The following is a 19,055-nucleotide window of genomic DNA, read 5'->3' on the forward strand; positions in this document are numbered from 1 at the left end:
CACCCGCCGAATACGAGACCAAGTACTACCGCGAAACCACGAAGTCCCAGGTCACAGTCACGACCTAGAGTCTCGATCAAACCCGGAACGGTTCACACCGACCGAGACGGGCGATGCGCGGGCAGGCGAACACACAATGGCCCACGAAACCCCAACCCGCCAACAGCGAGCACCCCCACAAGTCACTCAACCCCTCCGCCAACCGAGACGGGCGATGCGCGGGCAGGCGAACACACAATGGCCCACGAAACCCCAACCCGCCAACAGCGAGCACCCCCACAAGTCACTCAACCCCTCCGCCAACCGAGACGGGCGATGCGCGGGCAGGCGAACACACAATGGCCCACGAAACCCCAACCCGCCGACGGCGAGCACCCCCACAAGTCGCTCGACCTCTCCATCGACCGAGACGGGCGGTGCGCGGGTGGGAGAACACCCGGTGGTGCAGACCCGGCGTACGCATATGCCCATACGCCCCCACACCGTGACCAGCGGAGCGCCCACGCGTTGGTCAAGAGAGAGTTGACCACTACGGGCCGCATACGCGGCCCATTCCTTTCAACGCCGGTTCGAGAGGCTTGTTCATGGCCGACCACGCAACCCACGACGCCCAGGCCCGGGCCAGCCTGCACTTGCTGGTGCGGGACATCGAGCGGGTCCGTCGCCAGGTGGACGCACTACGCACGCTCACCGCCCAGTTGGGCAACGTCTACCGCCCGCGCCGATCCGGGCCGTCCACGGGCTTCGTCGTCTACGGACGCGCCCCCGCCCCGACGGTCCGGCTCGCCCAGGAACTCCGGGACAGTGTCGAAACCCTGGTCACGGCCGCCGTGGACTTCGACCGCTCGCTCGGCTTCTCGTGGGACGCGGTCGGCTCCGCGCTCGGCGTCACCAAGCAGGCCGTACACCGCCGTTACGGCGCCCGCCGCGCCGCGGCCCAGACAGCGGCGGCCGATCCCGACCGGTCCACGGAACCGTCCGGCACCCGCACGCTCAACGTGGCCGGAGCCCTGCCCACGGTGCCCACGGTCCCGGCCGCCCGCTCCATGCCGACCCAGCCGACCGCGGGCAGCCCCGCCCTCCGCGACGAGGCCAGGCCGACGGCCTTCCCCGGCCCGCGCAACGGCTGACCCACGCAACGGCTGACCCACGCAACGGCTGCCGTCGGCAAGGGCCGACGGCCCGCCCGTGCTCCCGCCCTCCCGGCAGGCATCCGGGAGGGCAGCCGTCCGCCCGCTCACCCGATGTCCGGCGGATCGATCCGCACCCGCACCGCATCCCCGCCCCCGGTCCCGCTCCCCCGCGCCATCCGGGCGGCCTGCGCCGACTTCAGGGCGGCGGCGAGCGCCGCCCCGCTCCCCGGCGGCACCCGTACCAGCGCCCGCTCCCAGTGCTCCCCCGGCGGCGGCGCACCCGCCCGCCGAGGCGCCCCGGCCCGCACCACGGGTACCGGAACCGGCCCCAACACCTCGGCGTCCGGCGGCAGTTCGGCCGTACCGAGGAACCCGGCGAGCGCCTCCGCGGTCCCCGACACCGCCGCCATCCGCGACACCGGCGGAAACCCCAGCTCCGCCCGCTCGGCGAGCTCCCGCACCGCGTGCCCGACGGGATCCCACCGCACCAGCGCCTGCACGGGCCGCAGCGTCGGCTCCGCGACGACGACCACGGTCCCCCCGTCCGCCTGCGGCCGCACCAGCGCCCCGGCCGCGATCCACCGGCGCAGCGCGTCCTCGCCGGCCCGCAGATCGGGCCGCCCGAGCATCGCCCAGCCGTCCAGCAGCAGGGCCGCCGCGTAGCCGCCCTCGGCGACCGGCTCGGCGCCCGGTGTGCTCACGACCAGCGCCGGTGTCCCGGGCACGGTGTCCAGCACCTGCTCGCGTCCCGAGGTCCGTACGGGGACGGCGGGAAAGGCCCGCCCCAGCTCCTCGGCGGTCCGCCGGGCGCCGACCACCTGGGCGCGCAGCCGGAAGCCGCCGCACTCCGGGCAGTGCCAGTCGTTCTCCGCCCGTCCGCACCACCCGCACTGCAGCGCCCCGGCGTCCCGCGCCTCCAGCGGACCGGCACAGTGCCGGCAGCGGGCCGGCGCCCGGCACTGGGCGCAGGCCATCCGCGGCACATACCCCCGCCGTGGCACCTGCACCAGCACCGGACCGTGCCGCAGGCCGTCCCGGACGGCCTGCCAGGCGAGCGTGGGCAACCGGGCGGCGCGTGCGGCCTCGTCCCGCGCGAGGTCTCCGTCCCCGACCGTCCGCACCAGCGGCGCGGCCTTCCGCACCTGTTCCCTGCCCGCCACCAGGGGCCGCGCCCAGCCGTTCTCCACCAGCTGCGCGGCCTCCACCGTGCAGCTCCAACTCCCGAGCAGAAACGCGCACTTGTCCAGCGCCGCCCGCAACAGCAGCACATCCCGCGCATGCGGCTGCGGAGCGTGCTGCTCGCTGTGGCTGTCGTCCCCGTCGTCCCAGATCGCGACGAGCCCGAGACCCCGCACGGGCGCGAACATGGCCGCCCGCGTCCCCACGACGGCCCGTACCGACCCGCGACTGACAGCGAGCCACTGCGCGTACCGCTTCTCGGGCCCGGCGTCGGCAGTGAGCAGCGCGTGCCGGCCCTCGCCCAGCACCTCGGTCAGGGCGGCATCGACCCGCGCGGCGGCCCGCCCGTCCGGTACGACGACCAGCGCGCCGCGTCCCGAAGCGAGCGTGGCGGCGACGGCCCTGGCGATCTCCTCGCTCCAGCCGGGACCCGGCAGGGCGTTCCACACGGCGCGCGGTGCGCCGCCGGAGGCCAGCGACTCGACGAAGGCGGCCCCGTGCTCGTACCGCGACCAGCTTCCGGCACCCGGCACGGGCGGGGGCGGCAGCGGCTCCGGCGACGGCCGCTTCTCGGCCCGCGCGCTGCGCGGCGGCACGGCCAGCTGCAGCACATCCGCGAGGCTCCCCGCATACCGGTCGGCGACCGCGCGTGCGAGCCGCAGCAGTTCCTCGCTCAGGACCGGCTCGGGCGACACCACCTGGGCCAGCGCGGCCAGCGGCCCCGAGTAGTCGGACTCGGCGAGCCGCTCGATGAGGAACCCGTCGATGAGCCCTCCGCCCTCGCGGCGCCCGTCCCGCACCCGGTGCCGCCCGGCCCCGAACCGCACGCGCACCCGCACCCCCGGCTGCGCGTCGGCGTCCAGCTCGGCGGGGACTGCGTAGTCGAAGTAGCGGTCGAGGTGGAGCACACCCTTGTCCACGAGCACCCGCGCGACCGGCAACCGCTCGGCCACCGCGGCGCCCCGCCAGGTCCGCGGCTTGGCCCGGGGCGCCTTGGCCCCCCGCACGCTCTCCCGAATGAGCGCGAGCTGCTCCGGCGGCGCCCCTCCGGCGCCCCCGCCCCCCTGCTCGTTCTCGCTGCTCACCCTTGCATTCTTACCAAAGACCACTGACAACCGAGGCCGTCCGGCCCGCCGTTCGGCCCGGGCGGCGCGGGTCTCCTGAGATCAGTCCGGCAACGGCCGGAACACATCGGTATCGCCGCGCGCCCATGGGCACGCTCGACAGAAGTGACCGGAGCCGTCGCACCGGGAGGGCCCCACCCTGCCGATCACCCGTTCCCGGCGACCAGCCGATGTCCGCAGCCCGGGAAGGCGTCAAGTTCCCCGGTCTCCCCGGACGTGCCGAGGCCCGGCTCCCCCGAAGGGAGGCCGGGCCTCGGCAGCGGCTGCTCCAGGGGTTACAGACCCACGGCCGCACGCAGGGCGTCCACGCGGTCCGTGCGCTCCCAGGTGAAGTCGGGGAGCTCACGGCCGAAGTGGCCGTACGCGGCGGTCTGGGCGTAGATCGGGCGGAGCAGGTCGAGGTCGCGGATGATGGCGGCCGGACGCAGGTCGAAGACCTCGTCGATGGCCTTCTCGATCTTCTCGTGGTCGACCTTGGCCGTGCCGAAGGTCTCGACGAAGAGGCCGACGGGCTCGGCCTTGCCGATCGCGTACGCGACCTGGACCTCGCAGCGGGCGGCCAGGCCGGCGGCGACGACGTTCTTGGCGACCCAGCGCATGGCGTAGGCGGCCGAGCGGTCGACCTTGGACGGGTCCTTGCCGGAGAAGGCACCGCCACCGTGGCGGGCCATGCCGCCGTAGGTGTCGATGATGATCTTGCGGCCGGTCAGGCCGGCGTCGCCCATCGGCCCGCCGATCTCGAAGCGGCCGGTGGGGTTGACCAGCAGACGGTAGTTCTCGGTGTCGAGCTTGATGCCGTCGTCCAGCAGCGCCTTCAGCTCCGGCTCCACGACGAACTCGCGGATGTCGGGGGCGAGCAGCGACTCCAGGTCGATGTCGGAGGCGTGCTGGCTGGAGACCACGACCGTGTCGAGGCGGACGGCCTTGTCACCGTCGTACTCGATGGTGACCTGCGTCTTGCCGTCGGGGCGCAGGTAGGGGATGGTGCCGTTCTTGCGGACCTCGGAGAGGCGCTTGGAGAGGCGGTGCGCCAGGAAGATCGGGAGCGGCATCAGCGTCGGCGTCTCGTCCGTCGCGTAGCCGAACATCAGGCCCTGGTCGCCGGCGCCCTGCTTGTCGAGCTCGTCCTCGTCGCCCTCGACCCGGTTCTCGTACGCCGAGTCCACGCCCTGGGCGATGTCCGGGGACTGCGCGCCGATCGAGACCGAGACGCCGCAGGAGGCGCCGTCGAAGCCCTTCTTCGAGGAGTCGTAGCCGATCTCCAGGATCTTGTTGCGGACCAGCGTCGCGATGTCCGCGTACGTCTTGGTCGTGACCTCGCCGGCCACGTGCACCAGGCCGGTGGTGATCAGCGTCTCGACGGCGACCCGGGAGGACGGGTCCTCGCGCAGCAGCGCGTCGAGAATGGTGTCGCTGATCTGGTCAGCGATCTTGTCGGGGTGACCCTCGGTCACGGACTCCGAGGTGAACAGGCGACGGGACACAACGCTCCCTGGGGTTGCAGCGGCTGCTGTCTGATCATTGGCGGACGACACGGGGGCTGCACCCGGGCGTCGTCCGAGAACAGTTTATCGGTCGCACTCGGCCGCCGGCCTACCTGTCTCGACACTCGGAAGTGCTGTGACCTGCGGCACGGGCATTCTGCCCAATGGCCGGCGGCCTTGACCAGAGCCCCCGCACCGCAATGTCACGTCCCGGAAAGTTGACATACGGCTGAAATAAGTTAACCCAAACGGGCCGCCACCAGGTCCCAGACGATGTCGGCGAGAGCCTCCTTCGGCCCGTGCGGCACCGGTGTCTCGCTGCCGTCGGCCCCGAGCACCACGGCCTCGTTCTCCTCGGAGCCGAAGGTCTTGCGCTCCCCCACCTCGTTCACCACGAGCAGGTCGCAGCCCTTGCGGGCGAGCTTGGTCCGGCCGTTGGCGAGGACGTCGTCGGTCTCGGCGGCGAAGCCGACGATCACCTGTCCGGACCGCGCCCGGTCGGCCGAGATCTCCGCGAGGATGTCCGGATTCCGCACCAGGACGACCGGCTCGGGTTCCTGGCCGTCCTTCTTCTTGATCTTCCCGGCCGCGTAGACCGCGGGGCGGAAGTCGGCGACGGCGGCGGCCATCACCACGGCGTCGGCGTCGGCGGCCGCCTTCAGCACCGCCTCCCGCAGCTGTACGGCCGTACCGACCGGGACGACGTCCACGCCGGCCGGGTCGGGCAGTCCCGTGGTGTTGGCGGCGACCAGCGTCACGCGGGCGCCCCGTGCGGCGGCCGTGCGGGCGAGGGCGTAGCCCTGCTTGCCCGAGGAGCGGTTGCCCAGGAAGCGGACAGGGTCGAGGGGCTCCCGGGTGCCGCCGGCGGAGACGACGACGTGGCGGCCGGCCAGGTCGGGGTCCGCCGCTCCTCTCGCCAGGACGCGGCGGCAGGCCTCGAAGATCTCCGCCGGGTCGGGGAAGCGGCCCTTGCCGGTGTCGACGCCGGTGAGGCGGCCGACCGCCGGGTCGATCACGACGGCGCCGCGGCGGCGCAGCGTGGCCACGTTCTCCTGGGTGGCCGGGTGCTCCCACATCTCCGTGTGCATCGCGGGGGCGAAGACGACCGGGCAGCGGGCGGTGAGGAGGGTGTTGGTGAGCAGGTCGTCGGCGAGGCCGTGGGCCGCCTTGGCGAGCATGTCGGCGGTGGCCGGGGCCACGACGACCAGGTCGGCGTGCTGGCCGATGCGGACGTGCGGGACCTCCTCGACGTGGTCCCAGACCTCGGTGGAGACCGGGTTGCCGGACAGGGCGGACCAGGTCGCGGCGCCGACGAAGTGCAGCGCGGAGGCGGTGGGCACGACCCGGACGTCGTGGCCCGACTCCGTGAACCTCCGCAGCAGCTCACAGGCCTTGTACGCGGCGATGCCGCCGCTGACCCCCAGCACGACCTTCGGCTTTCCCACCGGGCCTCCACTCGTCGAATCCATGACGCCATCACACACCACAGGCCCGGCAGTCGGCTGCCGGGCCTGTGGATAAGTCAACCGCAATACGAAAGTACTACTGCGCCGGACCCTCGATGGCCTCGGACGTCAGCAGACCCGCGTTGATCTCGCGCAGGGCGATGGAGAGCGGCTTCTCGTGGACGTGGGTGTCGACGAGCGGACCGACGTACTCGAGGAGGCCCTCGCCGAGCTGCGAGTAGTACGCGTTGATCTGACGGGCGCGCTTGGCCGCGTAGATCACGAGGCTGTACTTCGAGTCGGTGGCCTCGAGGAGCTCGTCGATCGGAGGGTTGATGATGCCCTCGGGCGCGGTGATGGAAGAGGACACGCTCTGCCTTCCGATGGATGGGAAAGATTCAGTCTGAATGATCAGCAACGATCACACAACGTCCATCAAGGCTAGCAGCTCGCGCGCCACGTCCTTGACGGAGGTGTTGACCAGGGTTTCGTCGAACTCCGGCTCGGCCGCGAGTTCGACCCTGGCCGCGTCCAGCCGCCGCTCGATCACCTCGGGCGCCTCGGTGCCGCGCCCGGTGAGCCTGCGCACCAGCTCCTCCCAGGACGGAGGGGCCAGGAACACCAGCCGGCCCTCCGGCATGGTCTCGCGGACCTGCCGGGCACCCTGGAGGTCGATCTCCAGGAGGACCGGCACGCCGGCCTCCAGGTGCTCGAGCACCGCGGCGCGCGGGGTGCCGTAGCGGTTGCCGGCGAACTCGGCCCACTCCAGGAGTTCGCCGTTGGCGATCAGTTTGTCCATCTCCTCGTCGGAGACGAAGAAGTAGTGGACGCCGTGCTTCTCGCCGGGGCGGGGCTTGCGCGTGGTCGCCGACACCGAGAGCCAGACCTCGGGGTGTTCCTTGCGCATATGGGCGACGACCGTGCTCTTGCCGACCCCGGAGGGGCCGGAGAGCACGGTCAGCCGCGGACGATCGTCCGGGGGCTCGGGGGTCGTCCCCCGGAATGTTGCAGCCATGCAGCGATTATTCCAGCAATCGCAGGCCGTCCGGGACGGCCCTCCCGGACGGCCCCGTGATCAGGAGCCGGTGCTGCCGAACTCGCGCTCCAGGGAGGCGATCTGGTTGGAACCGAGACCACGCACGCGGCGGCTCTCGGAGATCCCGAGTCACTCCATGATCTGCTTGGCGCGGACCTTGCCCACGCCCGGCAGGGACTCGAGCAGGGCGGAGACCTTCATCTTGCCGATGACGTCGTTTTCCTGGCCCTGCTTGATGACCTCGTGAAGAGAGGCGCCGGAGTGCTTGAGTCGATTCTTGACCTCGGCCCGCTCCCGGCGAGCCGCGGCGGCCTTTTCGAGCGCGGCTGCGCGCTGTTCAGGGGTAAGGGGCGGAAGAGCCACGCCTACGTCACCTCGGATGTCGAACTGTCGGATACGGACCGGTGAGGAACCTAGTCGCCCCACACCTGGGGAGCTACGAGCAACACGCTTGCCCGTTGTCCCCCACTACCTAAAGGGTGTGGGGGTGCCCCCACTGCTCGGAGACTAGCGGGCAAGTCCGCCGGAGTCAGCGAGAACAGCGGAAAAGTCCTGGTCAGCCTCCGTCAGGACGGACATTTCAGACATACTGCCCCGGATTTGAGGATGTATTCACGATCGGGCGGTCGCCGAAGTGCCCGGCGGAGCACTTCCAGGACTCTCGCCGGAGCCCTCACCGACCTGCGACGACATCCCGGATCTCGCCCGCGAACCGCTCCGCGGCCGCCCGCAGGGCCCCGACATCAGGACCGTGACGCAAAACACCTCGGCTCACGTTTGGAACCACGTTGCGCACCGCGGGCCCGAAGACCGTGGGCAGGTCGGCCGCCGTCGCCCCCTGCGCGCCGACGCCCGGGGCGAGGAGCGGACCGTTGATGCCGAGGTCGTACGACGACAGATCGCCGACCGTGGCACCGACGACGGCACCGAAGGAACCCAGCGGCTCCTCACCCGTGTTCTCGGCGGCGAGGTGGGCCAGGACGGTCGCGCCGACCGTGCGCCCGTCGGCGCGGACCGCGTGCTGCACCTCGGGCCCCTCCGGGTTGGAGGTGAGCGCCAGCACGAACAGGCCGGCCCCGCTCTCCCTGGCCAGCGCGACGGCCGGGCTGAGCGAGCCGTAGCCGAGGTACGGCGAGACGGTCAAGGCGTCCGAGAACAGCGGGGCGTCCTTGCTCAGGAAGGCCTCCGCGTACCCGGCCATGGTCGAGCCGATGTCGCCGCGCTTGGCGTCCATGACGACCAGCGTCCCGGCCGCCCGCGCCTCCTCGACCACCCGCTCCAGCACGGCGATTCCGCGCGAGCCGAACCGCTCGAAGAACGCGCTCTGCGGCTTCATCACGGCGACCCGGTCGGCCACCGCCTCGACGACGGTGCGGCTGAACCGCTCCAGGCCCGCCACGTCGTCGTTCAGACCCCACTCGGAGAGCAGCGAGGCGTGCGGGTCGATACCGACGCACAGCGGACCGCGCTCGTCCATCGCGCGGCGCAGCCGCGCGCCGAAGGGCTCCAAGGGGCTCATACGGTCTTCCTCACGTCGGCGCCGACCGCGTCGGCGAGGGTGGCGTACGGGCTGGTGCGCAGGCGTGCCGCGAGGCCCTTGTGGACGGCGCGGCCCCAGAAGGGCCCCTGGTAGATGAAGGCGCTGTAGCCCTGGACGAGCGTGGCACCAGCCAGGATGCGCTGCCAGGCGTCCTCGGCGTCCTCGACGCCCCCCACGCCCACCAGGGTGATCCGGTCGCCCACGCGCGCGTACAGCCGCCGCAGCACCTCCAGGGAGCGTGCCTTGAGCGGCGCCCCGGAGAGCCCCCCGGTCTCCTTCACCAGGGCGGGATCCGACCGCAGTCCGAGCCCCTCGCGCGCGATCGTGGTGTTGGTGGCGATGATCCCGTCCAGACCCAGCTCCACGGCCAGGTCCGCGACGGCGTCCACGTCCTCGTCGGCGAGGTCCGGCGCGATCTTCACCAGCAGCGGCACCCGGCGGTTCGCCGCCACCCGGTCGGCGGCCTCGCGCACGGCCGTCAGCAGCGGCCGGAGGTGATCGACGGCCTGGAGGTTGCGCAGGCCCGGCGTGTTCGGCGACGACACGTTCACGACCAGGTAGTCCGCGTACGGCGCGAGCCGCTCGGCCGACTTCACGTAGTCACCGACGGCCTCGGCCTCGGGTACCACCTTGGTCTTGCCGATGTTGACGCCCACGACGGTCCTGAACACGGGCTCACGGGTCGCCAGCCGCGCGGCGACGGTCAGGGAGCCGTCGTTGTTGAACCCCATCCGGTTGATCAGCGCCCGGTCGGCGACGAGCCGGAACATCCGCTTGCGGGGGTTGCCGGGCTGCGCCTCCCCGGTCACGGTCCCGATCTCGACGTGGTCGAACCCGAGCATCGACATCCCGTCGATCGCGACCGCGTTCTTGTCGAAGCCCGCGGCCAGCCCGAAGGGCCCGTGCATCCGCAGCCCGAAGGCCTCGGTGCGCAGCTCCTTGTAGCGCGGCGCGAGCGCGGCGGCGACGAAGGTACGCAGCACGGGGACACGGGCGGCGAGCCGAATCCACCGGAAGGCGAGGTGGTGGGCCTGCTCCGGATCCATCCGCTTGAAAACGAGGTTGAAGAAGATCTTGTACATGAAGTCCTCATGCGGAGGGGGACACCGTCACCGGTGCCCCCCTTCATAGACAGCTGGCCAACGCGCCCCAAAGGGGCGCTGGGGGTGCCCCCGGCCGGAGGCTGGGGGAGGAACTGCGCGACCAGCCACAACCGGCCCGCAGCCGAACCACGACCTATCAGTCCCGCGCGGCCGTCAAACGCTCCGCATGCTCCTGCAGCGACCGCACACCCACGTCCCCGTGGTTCAGCGCGTCAATACCCTGCACAGCCGCCGCCAGCGCCTGCACGGTGGTCAGGCACGGCACCGACCGGGCCACCGCGGCCGTCCTGATCTCGTACCCGTCCAGGCGACCCCCGGTGCCGTACGGCGTGTTGACGATGAGGTCCACCTCGCCGTCGTGGATGAGCTGCACGATCGTCCGCTCGCCGTTGGGGCCGATCCCCTCCGACTGTTTGCGGACGACGGTCGCGTTGATGCCGTTGCGCTTGAGCACCTCGGCCGTGCCGGAGGTGGCCAGCAGCTCGAAACCGTGGGCGACCAGCTCGCGTGCCGGGAAGATCATGGAGCGCTTGTCGCGGTTGGCGACGGAGATGAACGCGCGGCCCTTGGTCGGCAGCGGGCCGTACGCCCCCGCCTGCGACTTGGCGTACGCCGTGCCGAAGACCGAGTCGATGCCCATGACCTCGCCCGTGGAGCGCATCTCCGGGCCGAGGACCGTGTCGACGCCCCGCCCGTGGATGTCGCGGAACCGCGACCACGGCATGACCGCCTCCTTCACGGAGATCGGCGCGTCGAACGGCAGCTCGCCGCCGTCACCGCGGGCTGGCAGCAGTCCCTCGGCGCGCAGTTCGGCGACGGTCGCGCCCAGCGAGATCCGGGCGGCGGCCTTGGCCAGCGGCACCGCGGTCGCCTTCGAGGTGAAGGGAACCGTGCGGGACGCGCGCGGGTTGGCTTCGAGGACGTACAGGATGTCCCCGGCCATCGCGAACTGGATGTTGATCAGACCGCGTACGCCGACACCCTTCGCGATGGCCTCGGTCGAGGCGCGCAGCCGCTTGATGTCGAAGCCGCCGAGCGTGATCGGGGGCAGGGCGCAGGCCGAGTCGCCGGAGTGGATGCCGGCCTCCTCGATGTGCTCCATGACGCCGCCGAGGTACAGCTCCTCGCCGTCGTAGAGCGCGTCGACGTCGATCTCGATGGCGTCGTCCAGGAACCGGTCGACGAGGACCGGCCGGGTGGGGCTGATCTCGGTCGACTCGGCGATGTACGCCGCCAGCCGGGTCTCGTCGTAGACGATCTCCATGCCGCGCCCGCCGAGCACGTACGACGGGCGGACGAGCACCGGGTAGCCGATCTCGTCGGCGATGGCCTTTGCCTCGGCGAAGGTGGTCGCCGTGCCGTGCTTGGGGGCCGGCAGGCCCGCCTCCGCGAGGACCCGGCCGAAGGCGCCGCGGTCCTCGGCGGCGTGGATCGCCTCGGGGGACGTACCGACGATCGGCACGCCGTTGTCCTTGAGCGCCTGGGACAGGCCCAGCGGGGTCTGGCCGCCCAGCTGCACGACCACGCCCGCGACCGGACCGGCCTGCTGCTCGGCGTGCACGATCTCCAGCACGTCCTCCAGCGTGAGCGGCTCGAAGTAGAGCCGGTCGGAGGTGTCGTAGTCGGTGGAGACGGTCTCCGGGTTGCAGTTGACCATGACCGTCTCGTAGCCGGCCTCGCTCAGCGCGAAGGACGCGTGCACGCACGAGTAGTCGAACTCGATGCCCTGACCGATGCGGTTGGGGCCGGAGCCCAGGATGATGACGGCCGGCTTCTCGCGCGGCGCGACCTCGGTCTCCTCGTCGTAGGAGGAGTAGAAGTACGGGGTCTTCGCGGCGAACTCGGCGGCGCAGGTGTCGACCGTCTTGTAGACCGGGCGCACGCCCAGCGCGTGCCGGACCTCGCGCACGACGTCCTCGCGCAGGCCGCGGATCTCGGCGATCTGCTGGTCGGAGAAGCCGTGCCGCTTGGCGTCGGCGATCAGCTCGGCGCTCAGCTCCGGCGCCCCGGCCAGCTCGTCGGCGATCTCCTTGATCAGGAAGAGCTGGTCGACGAACCACGGGTCGATCTTCGTGAACTCGAAGACCTCCTCGGGCGTGGCGCCCGCCCTGATGGCCTGCATGACGGTGTTGATCCGGCCGTCGGTGGGCCGTACCGCCTCGTGCAGCAGCGCCTGCTTGTCGCCGGGATCGCCGACGAAGGTGAACTGGCTGCCCTTCTTCTCCAGCGAGCGCAGCGCCTTCTGGAAGGCCTCGGGGAAGTTGCGGCCGATGGCCATCGCCTCGCCGACCGACTTCATGGTCGTGGTCAGCGTGGAGTCGGCGGACGGGAACTTCTCGAATGCGAATCGAGGGGCCTTGACGACCACATAGTCGAGCGTGGGCTCGAAGGAGGCCGGGGTCTCCTGCGTGATGTCGTTGGGAATCTCGTCCAGGGTGTAGCCGACGGCCAGCTTCGCCGCGATCTTCGCGATCGGGAAGCCGGTCGCCTTGGAGGCGAGCGCCGAGGACCGCGACACGCGCGGGTTCATCTCGATGACGATGACCCGGCCGTCCTCGGGGTTGACGGCGAACTGGATGTTGCAGCCGCCGGTGTCGACGCCGACCTCGCGGATGATCGCGATGCCGACGTCGCGCAGGATCTGGTACTCGCGGTCGGTCAGCGTCATCGCGGGCGCGACGGTGATCGAGTCGCCGGTGTGCACGCCCATGGGGTCGAAGTTCTCGATGGAGCAGACGACCACGACGTTGTCGTGCTTGTCGCGCATCAGCTCCAGCTCGTACTCCTTCCAGCCGAGGATGGACTCCTCCAGGAGCACCTCGGTGGTCGGCGAGAGCGTGAGGCCCTGCCCGGCGATGCGGCGCAGCTCCTCCTCGTCGTGCGCGAAGCCCGAGCCGGCGCCGCCCATGGTGAAGGAGGGGCGGACGACGACGGGGTAGCCGCCGAGGGTGTCGACGCCCGCGAGGACGTCGTCCATGGAGTGGCAGATGACGGAGCGGGCGGACTCGCCGTGCCCGATCTTCCGGCGGACCTCCTCCACGACCTCCTTGAACAGGTCGCGGTCCTCGCCCTTGTTGATGGCCTCGACGTTGGCGCCGATCAGTTCGACGCCGTACTTGGCGAGGACACCGTTCTTGTCGAGCGAGATCGCGGTGTTGAGCGCCGTCTGGCCGCCCAGGGTGGGCAGCAGCGCGTCGGGGCGCTCCTTGGCGATGATCTTCTCGACGAACTCCGGGGTGATCGGCTCGACGTAGGTCGCGTCGGCGATCTCCGGGTCGGTCATGATCGTCGCCGGGTTGGAGTTGACCAGGATGACCCTGAGGCCCTCGGCGCGCAGCACGCGGCAGGCCTGGGTGCCGGAGTAGTCGAACTCGGCGGCCTGGCCGATGACGATCGGGCCGGAGCCGATGACCAGGACGGACTGGATATCGGTGCGCTTAGGCACGCTGGCCCTCCATCAGGGAAACGAAGCGGTCGAACAGGTAGGCGGCGTCGTGGGGGCCCGCTGCCGCTTCGGGGTGGTACTGGACGGAGAAGGCCGGCTGGTCGAGCAGCTGCAGCCCCTCCACGACGTCGTCGTTCAGGCAGACGTGCGAGACCTCGGCGCGGCCGAACTTCGTCTCGCTGACCTTGTCGAGCGGGGCGTCGACGGCGAATCCGTGGTTGTGGGCGGTGACCTCGACCTTGCCGGTCGTACGGTCCTGGACCGGCTGGTTGATGCCCCGGTGGCCGTACTTCAGCTTGTAGGTGCCGAAGCCGAGCGCGCGGCCGAGGATCTGGTTGCCGAAGCAGATGCCGAACAGCGGGGTCCTCCGCTCCAGGACGGCGGACATCAGGGCCACCGGTCCTTCGGCCGTGGCCGGGTCGCCCGGGCCGTTGGAGAAGAACACGCCGTCCGGGGAGACGGCGTACACGTCGTCCTCGGTGGCGGTGGCGGGCAGCACGTGCACCTCGATGCCGCGCTCGGCCATCCGCTGCGGGGTCATGCCCTTGATGCCGAGGTCGATGGCGGCGACGGTGAACCGCTTCTCGCCGACCGCGGGGACGACGTACGCCTCCTTGGTGGCGACCTCCTCGTAGAGCGAGGCGCCCTTCATGTGCGGCTGGGCCTGCACGCGCGCGAGGAGCTCGGCGTCGGTGGCGATCGCCTCGCCGGAGAAGACGCCGGCGCGCATCGAGCCGCGCTCGCGCAGGTGGCGGGTGAGGGCGCGGGTGTCGATCCCGGAGATGCCGACCACGCCCTGCGCGACCAGTTCCGCGTCCAGCGAACGCTTGGCCCGCCAGTTGGAGGGCACGCGCGCGGGGTCGCGCACGACGTAGCCGGAGACCCAGATGCGGCTGGACTCGTCGTCCTCGTCGTTCCACCCCGTGTTGCCGATCTGCGGGGCGGTGGCGACCACGATCTGGCGGTCGTACGACGGGTCGGTCAGGGTCTCCTGGTAGCCCGTCATGCCGGTGGAGAACACGGCCTCGCCGAAGGTCTCCCCCACGGCCCCGTAGGCGCGGCCGCGGAAGATCCGGCCGTCCTCCAGGACGAGTACGGCGGGAACCCTGGAGGCTCCCCTTGTGGAGGTCGTCATCGTTCGGCGCCTTCCGTGCTGGGTGTCTTGGTCATGGAGTTGAGGGCGTCGACCCATTCGGTGTGCTCGGCCGCGTGGTCCGAGCGGAATCCGGAGTCGATCAGCTTGTCGCCGTGCGCCCAGGTCACCACGAGGAGTCCGCCCTCGGTGAGGACCTTGCCCGCGATGCCCTTGCCGAGCAGGGCCTCGCGGAGCGCGCCGGCGGGGATGAAGAAGTCGGTCGCGCCGGGGCGCACGACGTCCAGGCCCGCGTCGGTCAGGGTGAGCTCGACCCGGCTGCGGGAGCCGAGGCCGCGGGCCACGATGCGGTCCAGCCACTGCCCGGCGGTGGTGGAGCCGTGGTAGCGGCCGCTCATCGTCAGTCTCACGGCACCCGGGTCGTCCGGCGCGCTGGGCAGCTCCGGGAGGTCGCCCTGGAGGGTGCCGCGCCACTTCCAGCCCTCGCGCATCAGCCAGTAGACGAGCGCGACGAACAGGGCGAGGCCGACGAGCCAGCCGATGCGGGCGGACCAGTCGGTGACCGCGGCCGACTTCTTCTCGTCGGCCAGCAGGATCAGAGGTGTCACGTCAGCTTCCCGTCCACGAGCGTCGCCTTGCCCCGCAGCCACGTGTGGGTGACACGGCCCGGCAGCTCGCGTCCCTCGTACGGGGTGTTGCGGCTGCGCGAGGCGAAGCCCGCGGGGTCCACCAGGCCACGGTATTCCGTGTCGAGGAGGGTGAGGTTGGCGGGCTCACCTGCCGAGACGGGGCGGCCGTGACCGGCGGCCCGTCCGATCCGCGCGGGCTTGACGGACATCCGGTCGGCGACGCCGGCCCAGGTCAGCAGGCCCGTGTCCACCATGGTCTCCTGCACCACCGACAGAGCGGTCTCCAGGCCCACCATCCCCATGGCGGCCGCGGCCCACTCGCAGTCCTTGTCCTCGTGCGGGTGCGGGGCGTGGTCGGTGGCGACGATGTCGATCGTGCCGTCCGCGAGCGCCTCGCGCAGCGCGAGCACATCCCGCTCGGTGCGCAGCGGCGGGTTGACCTTGTAGACCGGGTTGTACGACCGCACCAGCTCGTCGGTGAGGAGCAGGTGGTGCGGGGTCACCTCGGCGGTGACGTCGATGCCCCGGGACTTGGCCCAGCGGACGATCTCGACGGAGCCGGCGGTCGAGAGGTGGCAGATGTGGACGCGGGAGCCGACGTGCTCGGCGAGCAGTACGTCGCGCGCGATGATCGACTCCTCGGCGACGGCGGGCCAGCCCCCGAGCCCCAGCTCGGCGGAGACGACGCCCTCGTTCATCTGGGCGCCCTCGGTCAGCCGCGGCTCCTGGGCGTGCTGGGCGACGACCCCGCCGAAGGCCTTCACGTACTCCAGGGCGCGGCGCATGATCACGGCGTCGTCGACGCACTTGCCGTCGTCGGAGAAGACGGTGACCCCGGCGGCCGACTCGTGCATGGCGCCCAGCTCGGCGAGCTTCCTGCCCTCCAGGCCGACGGTGACGGCGCCGATGGGCTGGACGTCGCAGTAGCCGTGCTCCCGGCCGAGCCGGTAGACCTGCTCGACGACGCCGGCGGTGTCGGCGACCGGGAAGGTGTTGGCCATGGCGAACACGGCCGTGTAGCCGCCGCTCGCCGCCGCGCGGGTGCCGGTGAGGACCGTCTCGGAGTCCTCGCGCCCCGGCTCGCGCAGGTGGGTGTGCAGGTCGACCAGGCCGGGCAGCAGCACCTTCCCGGCGGCCTCCACGACCTCGGCGCCCTCGGCGGACAGCCCGGAGCCGACCGCCTCGATGACCTCGCCGTCGATCAGGACGTCCTGCGGCTCACCGCCGAGCACCTTCGCACCACGGATCAGGATCTTGCTCATGGGTCTTACTTCTCCTCGGTGGTGCGGGCGTGGCTGACGGCGGGTTCGTTGCCGCCGAGCAGGAGGTACAGAACCGCCATCCGGATGGAGACTCCGTTTGCGACCTGCTCGACGACGGTGCAGCGCTCGGAGTCGGCGACCTCGGCGGTGATCTCCATGCCGCGGACCATCGGACCGGGGTGCATCACGATGGCGTGCTCGGGCATCTTCGCCATGCGCTCGCCGTCGAGGCCGTAGCGCCGCGAGTACTCGCGCTCGGTCGGGAAGAACGCCGCGTTCATGCGCTCGCGCTGGACGCGGAGCATCATCACGGCGTCGGACTTGGGCAGTACGGCGTCGAGGTCGTACGACACCTCGCACGGCCACCGCTCGACCCCGACCGGCACCAGGGTGGGCGGGGCGACCAGGGTGACCTCGGCGCCGAGGGTGTGCAGCAGGTCGACGTTGGAGCGGGCGACCCTGCTGTGCAGGACGTCGCCGACGATGGTGATGCGCTTGCCGGCCAGGTCCTGCCCGGTCCCGGCGTCCCGGCCGACCAGGCGGCGGCGCATGGTGAAGGCGTCCAGGAGGGCCTGGGTGGGGTGCTGGTGGGTGCCGTCACCGGCGTTGATGACGGCCGCGTCGATCCAGCCGGAGTTGGCGAGCCGGTAGGGCGCCCCGGAGGCGCCGTGCCGGATGACGACGGCGTCGACGCCCATCGCCTCCAGGGTCTGGGCGGTGTCCTTCAGGGACTCGCCCTTGGAGACGCTGGACCCCTTGGCGGTGAAGTTGATGACGTCGGCGGAGAGGCGCTTCTCGGCGGCCTCGAAGGAGATCCGGGTCCGGGTCGAGTCCTCGAAGAAGAGGTTGACGACGGTGCGGCCGCGCAGGGTCGGCAGCTTCTTGATCGGCCGGTCGGCGACCCGGGCCATCTCCTCGGCGGTGTCGAGGATCAGGACGGCGTCGTCGCGGGTGAGGTCGGCGGCCGAGATGAGATGACGCTGCATCTGTCAGGCTCCGTAAGGAAGTTCACATATCGGGAGATTGCGGGCAGGCGTGGGCGCACCGGGGCGGTGCGGGTCCGTCGGCCTGCTACGGGGTCGGCTTCGCGCCGAGCAGCACGGTGTCGCGACCGTCCTCCTCGGCGAGCAGGACCTTGACCGTCTCCCGCAACGACGTGGGGAGGTTCTTGCCGACGTAGTCGGCGCGGATGGGCAGTTCGCGGTGGCCTCGGTCGACGAGGACCGCCAGCTGGACCGCTCGGGGGCGCCCGATGTCGTTCAGGGCGTCGAGGGCGGCGCGGATGGTACGGCCGGAGAAGAGCACGTCGTCGACGAGGATCACGAGTCTGCCGTCGATGCCGTCACCGGGGATCTCGGTGCGGGCCAGCGCACGCGGCGGGTGCATGCGCAGGTCGTCGCGGTACATGGTGATGTCGAGCGAACCGACGGGCATCTTGCGGTCGGTGATCTGCTCCAGCTTGGCGGCGAGCCGCTGGGCGAGGAAGACGCCGCGGGTCGGGATGCCGAGGAGCACCACGTCGTCGGCGCCCTTGGCGCGCTCGACGATCTCGTGGGCGATGCGGGTCAGGACCCGCGCGATGTCCGGGCCTTCGAGAACGGGCCGCGCGTCGGATGCCCGCACCGCGGCGTCGGTCTTTTCGTGCTCGTCCGGCTTTTCCTGCGTGTCCGGCTTCTGCTGCTTGTCCATACGAAACGGACCCCCTTCTCCGCCTCACGGGACGGACTTTAAAGGACGTCGGATTTGCGCCATCCACCGTAGCAGGTGACGGAGAGGCCTCCGATCACCCCCCTGGCGTAATCGGTCATCGCTACCACGGAAGAGTCGGTGCGGACCATTCGGCTTGACGCAGCAGAGTAACGCTGCGTAACCTCACAGTGAGTTACCAGCCGCGCGGCGGGAACCAAGGCCGGCCGCGTCGACACAGTGTCCGGGGAGCTATATGTCCAGCGAATACGCCAAACAGCTCGGGGCCAAGCTCCGGGCCATCCGCACCCAGCAGGGCCTTTCCCTCCACGGTGTCGAGGAGAAGTCCCAGGGTCGCTGGAAGGCCGTGGTGGTCGGTTCGTACGAGCGCGGCGACCGTGCCGTGACCGTACAGCGCCTTGCAGAGTTGGCGGATTTCTACGGGGTCCCGGTGCAGGAGCTGCTGCCCGGCACGACGCCCGGCGGTGCCGCCGAGCCCCCGCCGAAGCTGGTCCTCGACCTGGAGCGGCTGGCCAACGTGCCGGCCGAGAAGGCGGGACCCCTGCAGCGCTACGCGGCGACCATCCAGTCCCAGCGCGGTGACTACAACGGCAAGGTGCTGTCGATCCGCCAGGACGACCTGCGCACACTGGCCGTCATCTACGACCAGTCCCCCTCGGTCCTCACCGAGCAGCTGATCAGCTGGGGCGTCCTGGACGCGGACGCCCGCCGCGCGGTGGCCACCCACGAAGAGGCCTGACCCCTACAACGCCTGAGCAGAAACGTGGGGGGGGGGGGGGGGGGGGGGGGGGGGGGGGGGGGGGCTGGGGGGGGGGGGGGGGGCGGCGGTCACCTTCAGGTTGTTCACGTAGGCCCAGCCCTCCCTCACGGTCCGC

At 71.2% G+C, this 19,055-nt stretch carries 15 protein-coding genes and 1 pseudogene; 2 read left to right on the top strand and 14 right to left on the bottom strand.

Features of this window, described 5'->3' with window-relative positions; genetic code table 11:
* Positions 1-584 precede the first annotated feature (584 nt).
* The gene (locus tag ACZ63F_RS35265; protein WP_351960489.1) at positions 585-1,130 is read left to right on the top strand and encodes a hypothetical protein; all 546 of its coding nucleotides are present in this window, start codon (positions 585-587) and stop codon (positions 1,128-1,130) included.
* 107 nt (positions 1,131-1,237) lie between these two features.
* Here the strand turns inward: ACZ63F_RS35265 and ACZ63F_RS35270 are convergent, their stop codons facing one another.
* From ACZ63F_RS35270 to pyrR, 14 genes and pseudogenes are all read right to left on the bottom strand, one after another.
* Positions 1,238-3,397, bottom strand: coding sequence for a primosomal protein N' (locus ACZ63F_RS35270; protein WP_469717463.1), 2,160 nt, complete (start codon positions 3,395-3,397; stop codon positions 1,238-1,240).
* A 314-nt stretch (positions 3,398-3,711) separates the two neighbouring features.
* Positions 3,712-4,920, bottom strand: a complete 1,209-nt coding sequence (gene metK / locus ACZ63F_RS35275; protein ID WP_351960491.1) for a methionine adenosyltransferase — start codon at positions 4,918-4,920, stop codon at positions 3,712-3,714.
* 239 nt (positions 4,921-5,159) lie between these two features.
* Complete coding sequence (coaBC, locus tag ACZ63F_RS35280; RefSeq protein ID WP_469717465.1) at positions 5,160-6,365, bottom strand: bifunctional phosphopantothenoylcysteine decarboxylase/phosphopantothenate--cysteine ligase CoaBC; 1,206 nt, start codon at positions 6,363-6,365, stop codon at positions 5,160-5,162.
* A 97-nt stretch (positions 6,366-6,462) separates the two neighbouring features.
* Entirely contained in the window at positions 6,463-6,735 is a 273-nt protein-coding gene (gene rpoZ / locus ACZ63F_RS35285) for a DNA-directed RNA polymerase subunit omega (protein WP_005319902.1), read from the bottom strand.
* 51 nt (positions 6,736-6,786) lie between these two features.
* Entirely contained in the window at positions 6,787-7,380 is a 594-nt protein-coding gene (gene gmk / locus ACZ63F_RS35290) for a guanylate kinase (protein WP_352364534.1), read from the bottom strand.
* Between the two features lie 60 nt (positions 7,381-7,440).
* Positions 7,441-7,764: pseudogene (locus ACZ63F_RS35295) on the bottom strand (integration host factor).
* 310 nt (positions 7,765-8,074) lie between these two features.
* Positions 8,075-8,920, bottom strand: coding sequence for an orotidine-5'-phosphate decarboxylase (gene pyrF, locus ACZ63F_RS35300; RefSeq protein ID WP_469717467.1), 846 nt, complete (start codon positions 8,918-8,920; stop codon positions 8,075-8,077).
* A complete protein-coding gene (locus ACZ63F_RS35305; protein WP_469717469.1) occupies positions 8,917-10,023 on the bottom strand; it encodes a quinone-dependent dihydroorotate dehydrogenase in 1,107 nt (368 codons plus the stop codon). Before ACZ63F_RS35305 ends, pyrF begins: the two co-directional genes overlap by 4 nt.
* 157 nt (positions 10,024-10,180) lie before the next feature.
* Complete coding sequence (gene carB / locus ACZ63F_RS35310; RefSeq protein ID WP_469717470.1) at positions 10,181-13,489, bottom strand: carbamoyl-phosphate synthase large subunit; 3,309 nt, start codon at positions 13,487-13,489, stop codon at positions 10,181-10,183.
* Positions 13,482-14,624, bottom strand: coding sequence for a glutamine-hydrolyzing carbamoyl-phosphate synthase small subunit (carA, locus tag ACZ63F_RS35315; protein ID WP_469717472.1), 1,143 nt, complete (start codon positions 14,622-14,624; stop codon positions 13,482-13,484). The genes carB and carA overlap by 8 nt, the downstream gene beginning before the upstream one ends.
* Positions 14,621-15,190, bottom strand: a complete 570-nt coding sequence (locus ACZ63F_RS35320; RefSeq protein ID WP_469717474.1) for a PH-like domain-containing protein — start codon at positions 15,188-15,190, stop codon at positions 14,621-14,623. Before ACZ63F_RS35320 ends, carA begins: the two co-directional genes overlap by 4 nt.
* Positions 15,187-16,473, bottom strand: coding sequence for a dihydroorotase (locus tag ACZ63F_RS35325; RefSeq protein WP_469717476.1), 1,287 nt, complete (start codon positions 16,471-16,473; stop codon positions 15,187-15,189). The genes ACZ63F_RS35320 and ACZ63F_RS35325 overlap by 4 nt, the downstream gene beginning before the upstream one ends.
* Positions 16,474-16,478: 5 nt before the next feature.
* Entirely contained in the window at positions 16,479-17,459 is a 981-nt protein-coding gene (locus ACZ63F_RS35330) for an aspartate carbamoyltransferase catalytic subunit (RefSeq protein WP_457700811.1), read from the bottom strand.
* A gap of 85 nt (positions 17,460-17,544) precedes the next feature.
* Positions 17,545-18,162 carry a bifunctional pyr operon transcriptional regulator/uracil phosphoribosyltransferase PyrR gene (gene pyrR / locus ACZ63F_RS35335; RefSeq protein WP_469717478.1) on the bottom strand — a complete coding sequence of 206 codons (618 nt, stop codon included), beginning with the start codon at positions 18,160-18,162 and terminating at the stop codon, positions 17,545-17,547.
* A gap of 253 nt (positions 18,163-18,415) precedes the next feature.
* Between pyrR and bldD the strand changes: the two genes are divergently transcribed.
* A complete protein-coding gene (bldD, locus tag ACZ63F_RS35340; RefSeq protein ID WP_293993121.1) occupies positions 18,416-18,919 on the top strand; it encodes a transcriptional regulator BldD in 504 nt (167 codons plus the stop codon).
* The last annotated feature ends 136 nt before the right edge of the window (positions 18,920-19,055 follow it).

The sequence above is a fragment of the Streptomyces sp. NPDC104761 genome, assembly GCF_055583445.1.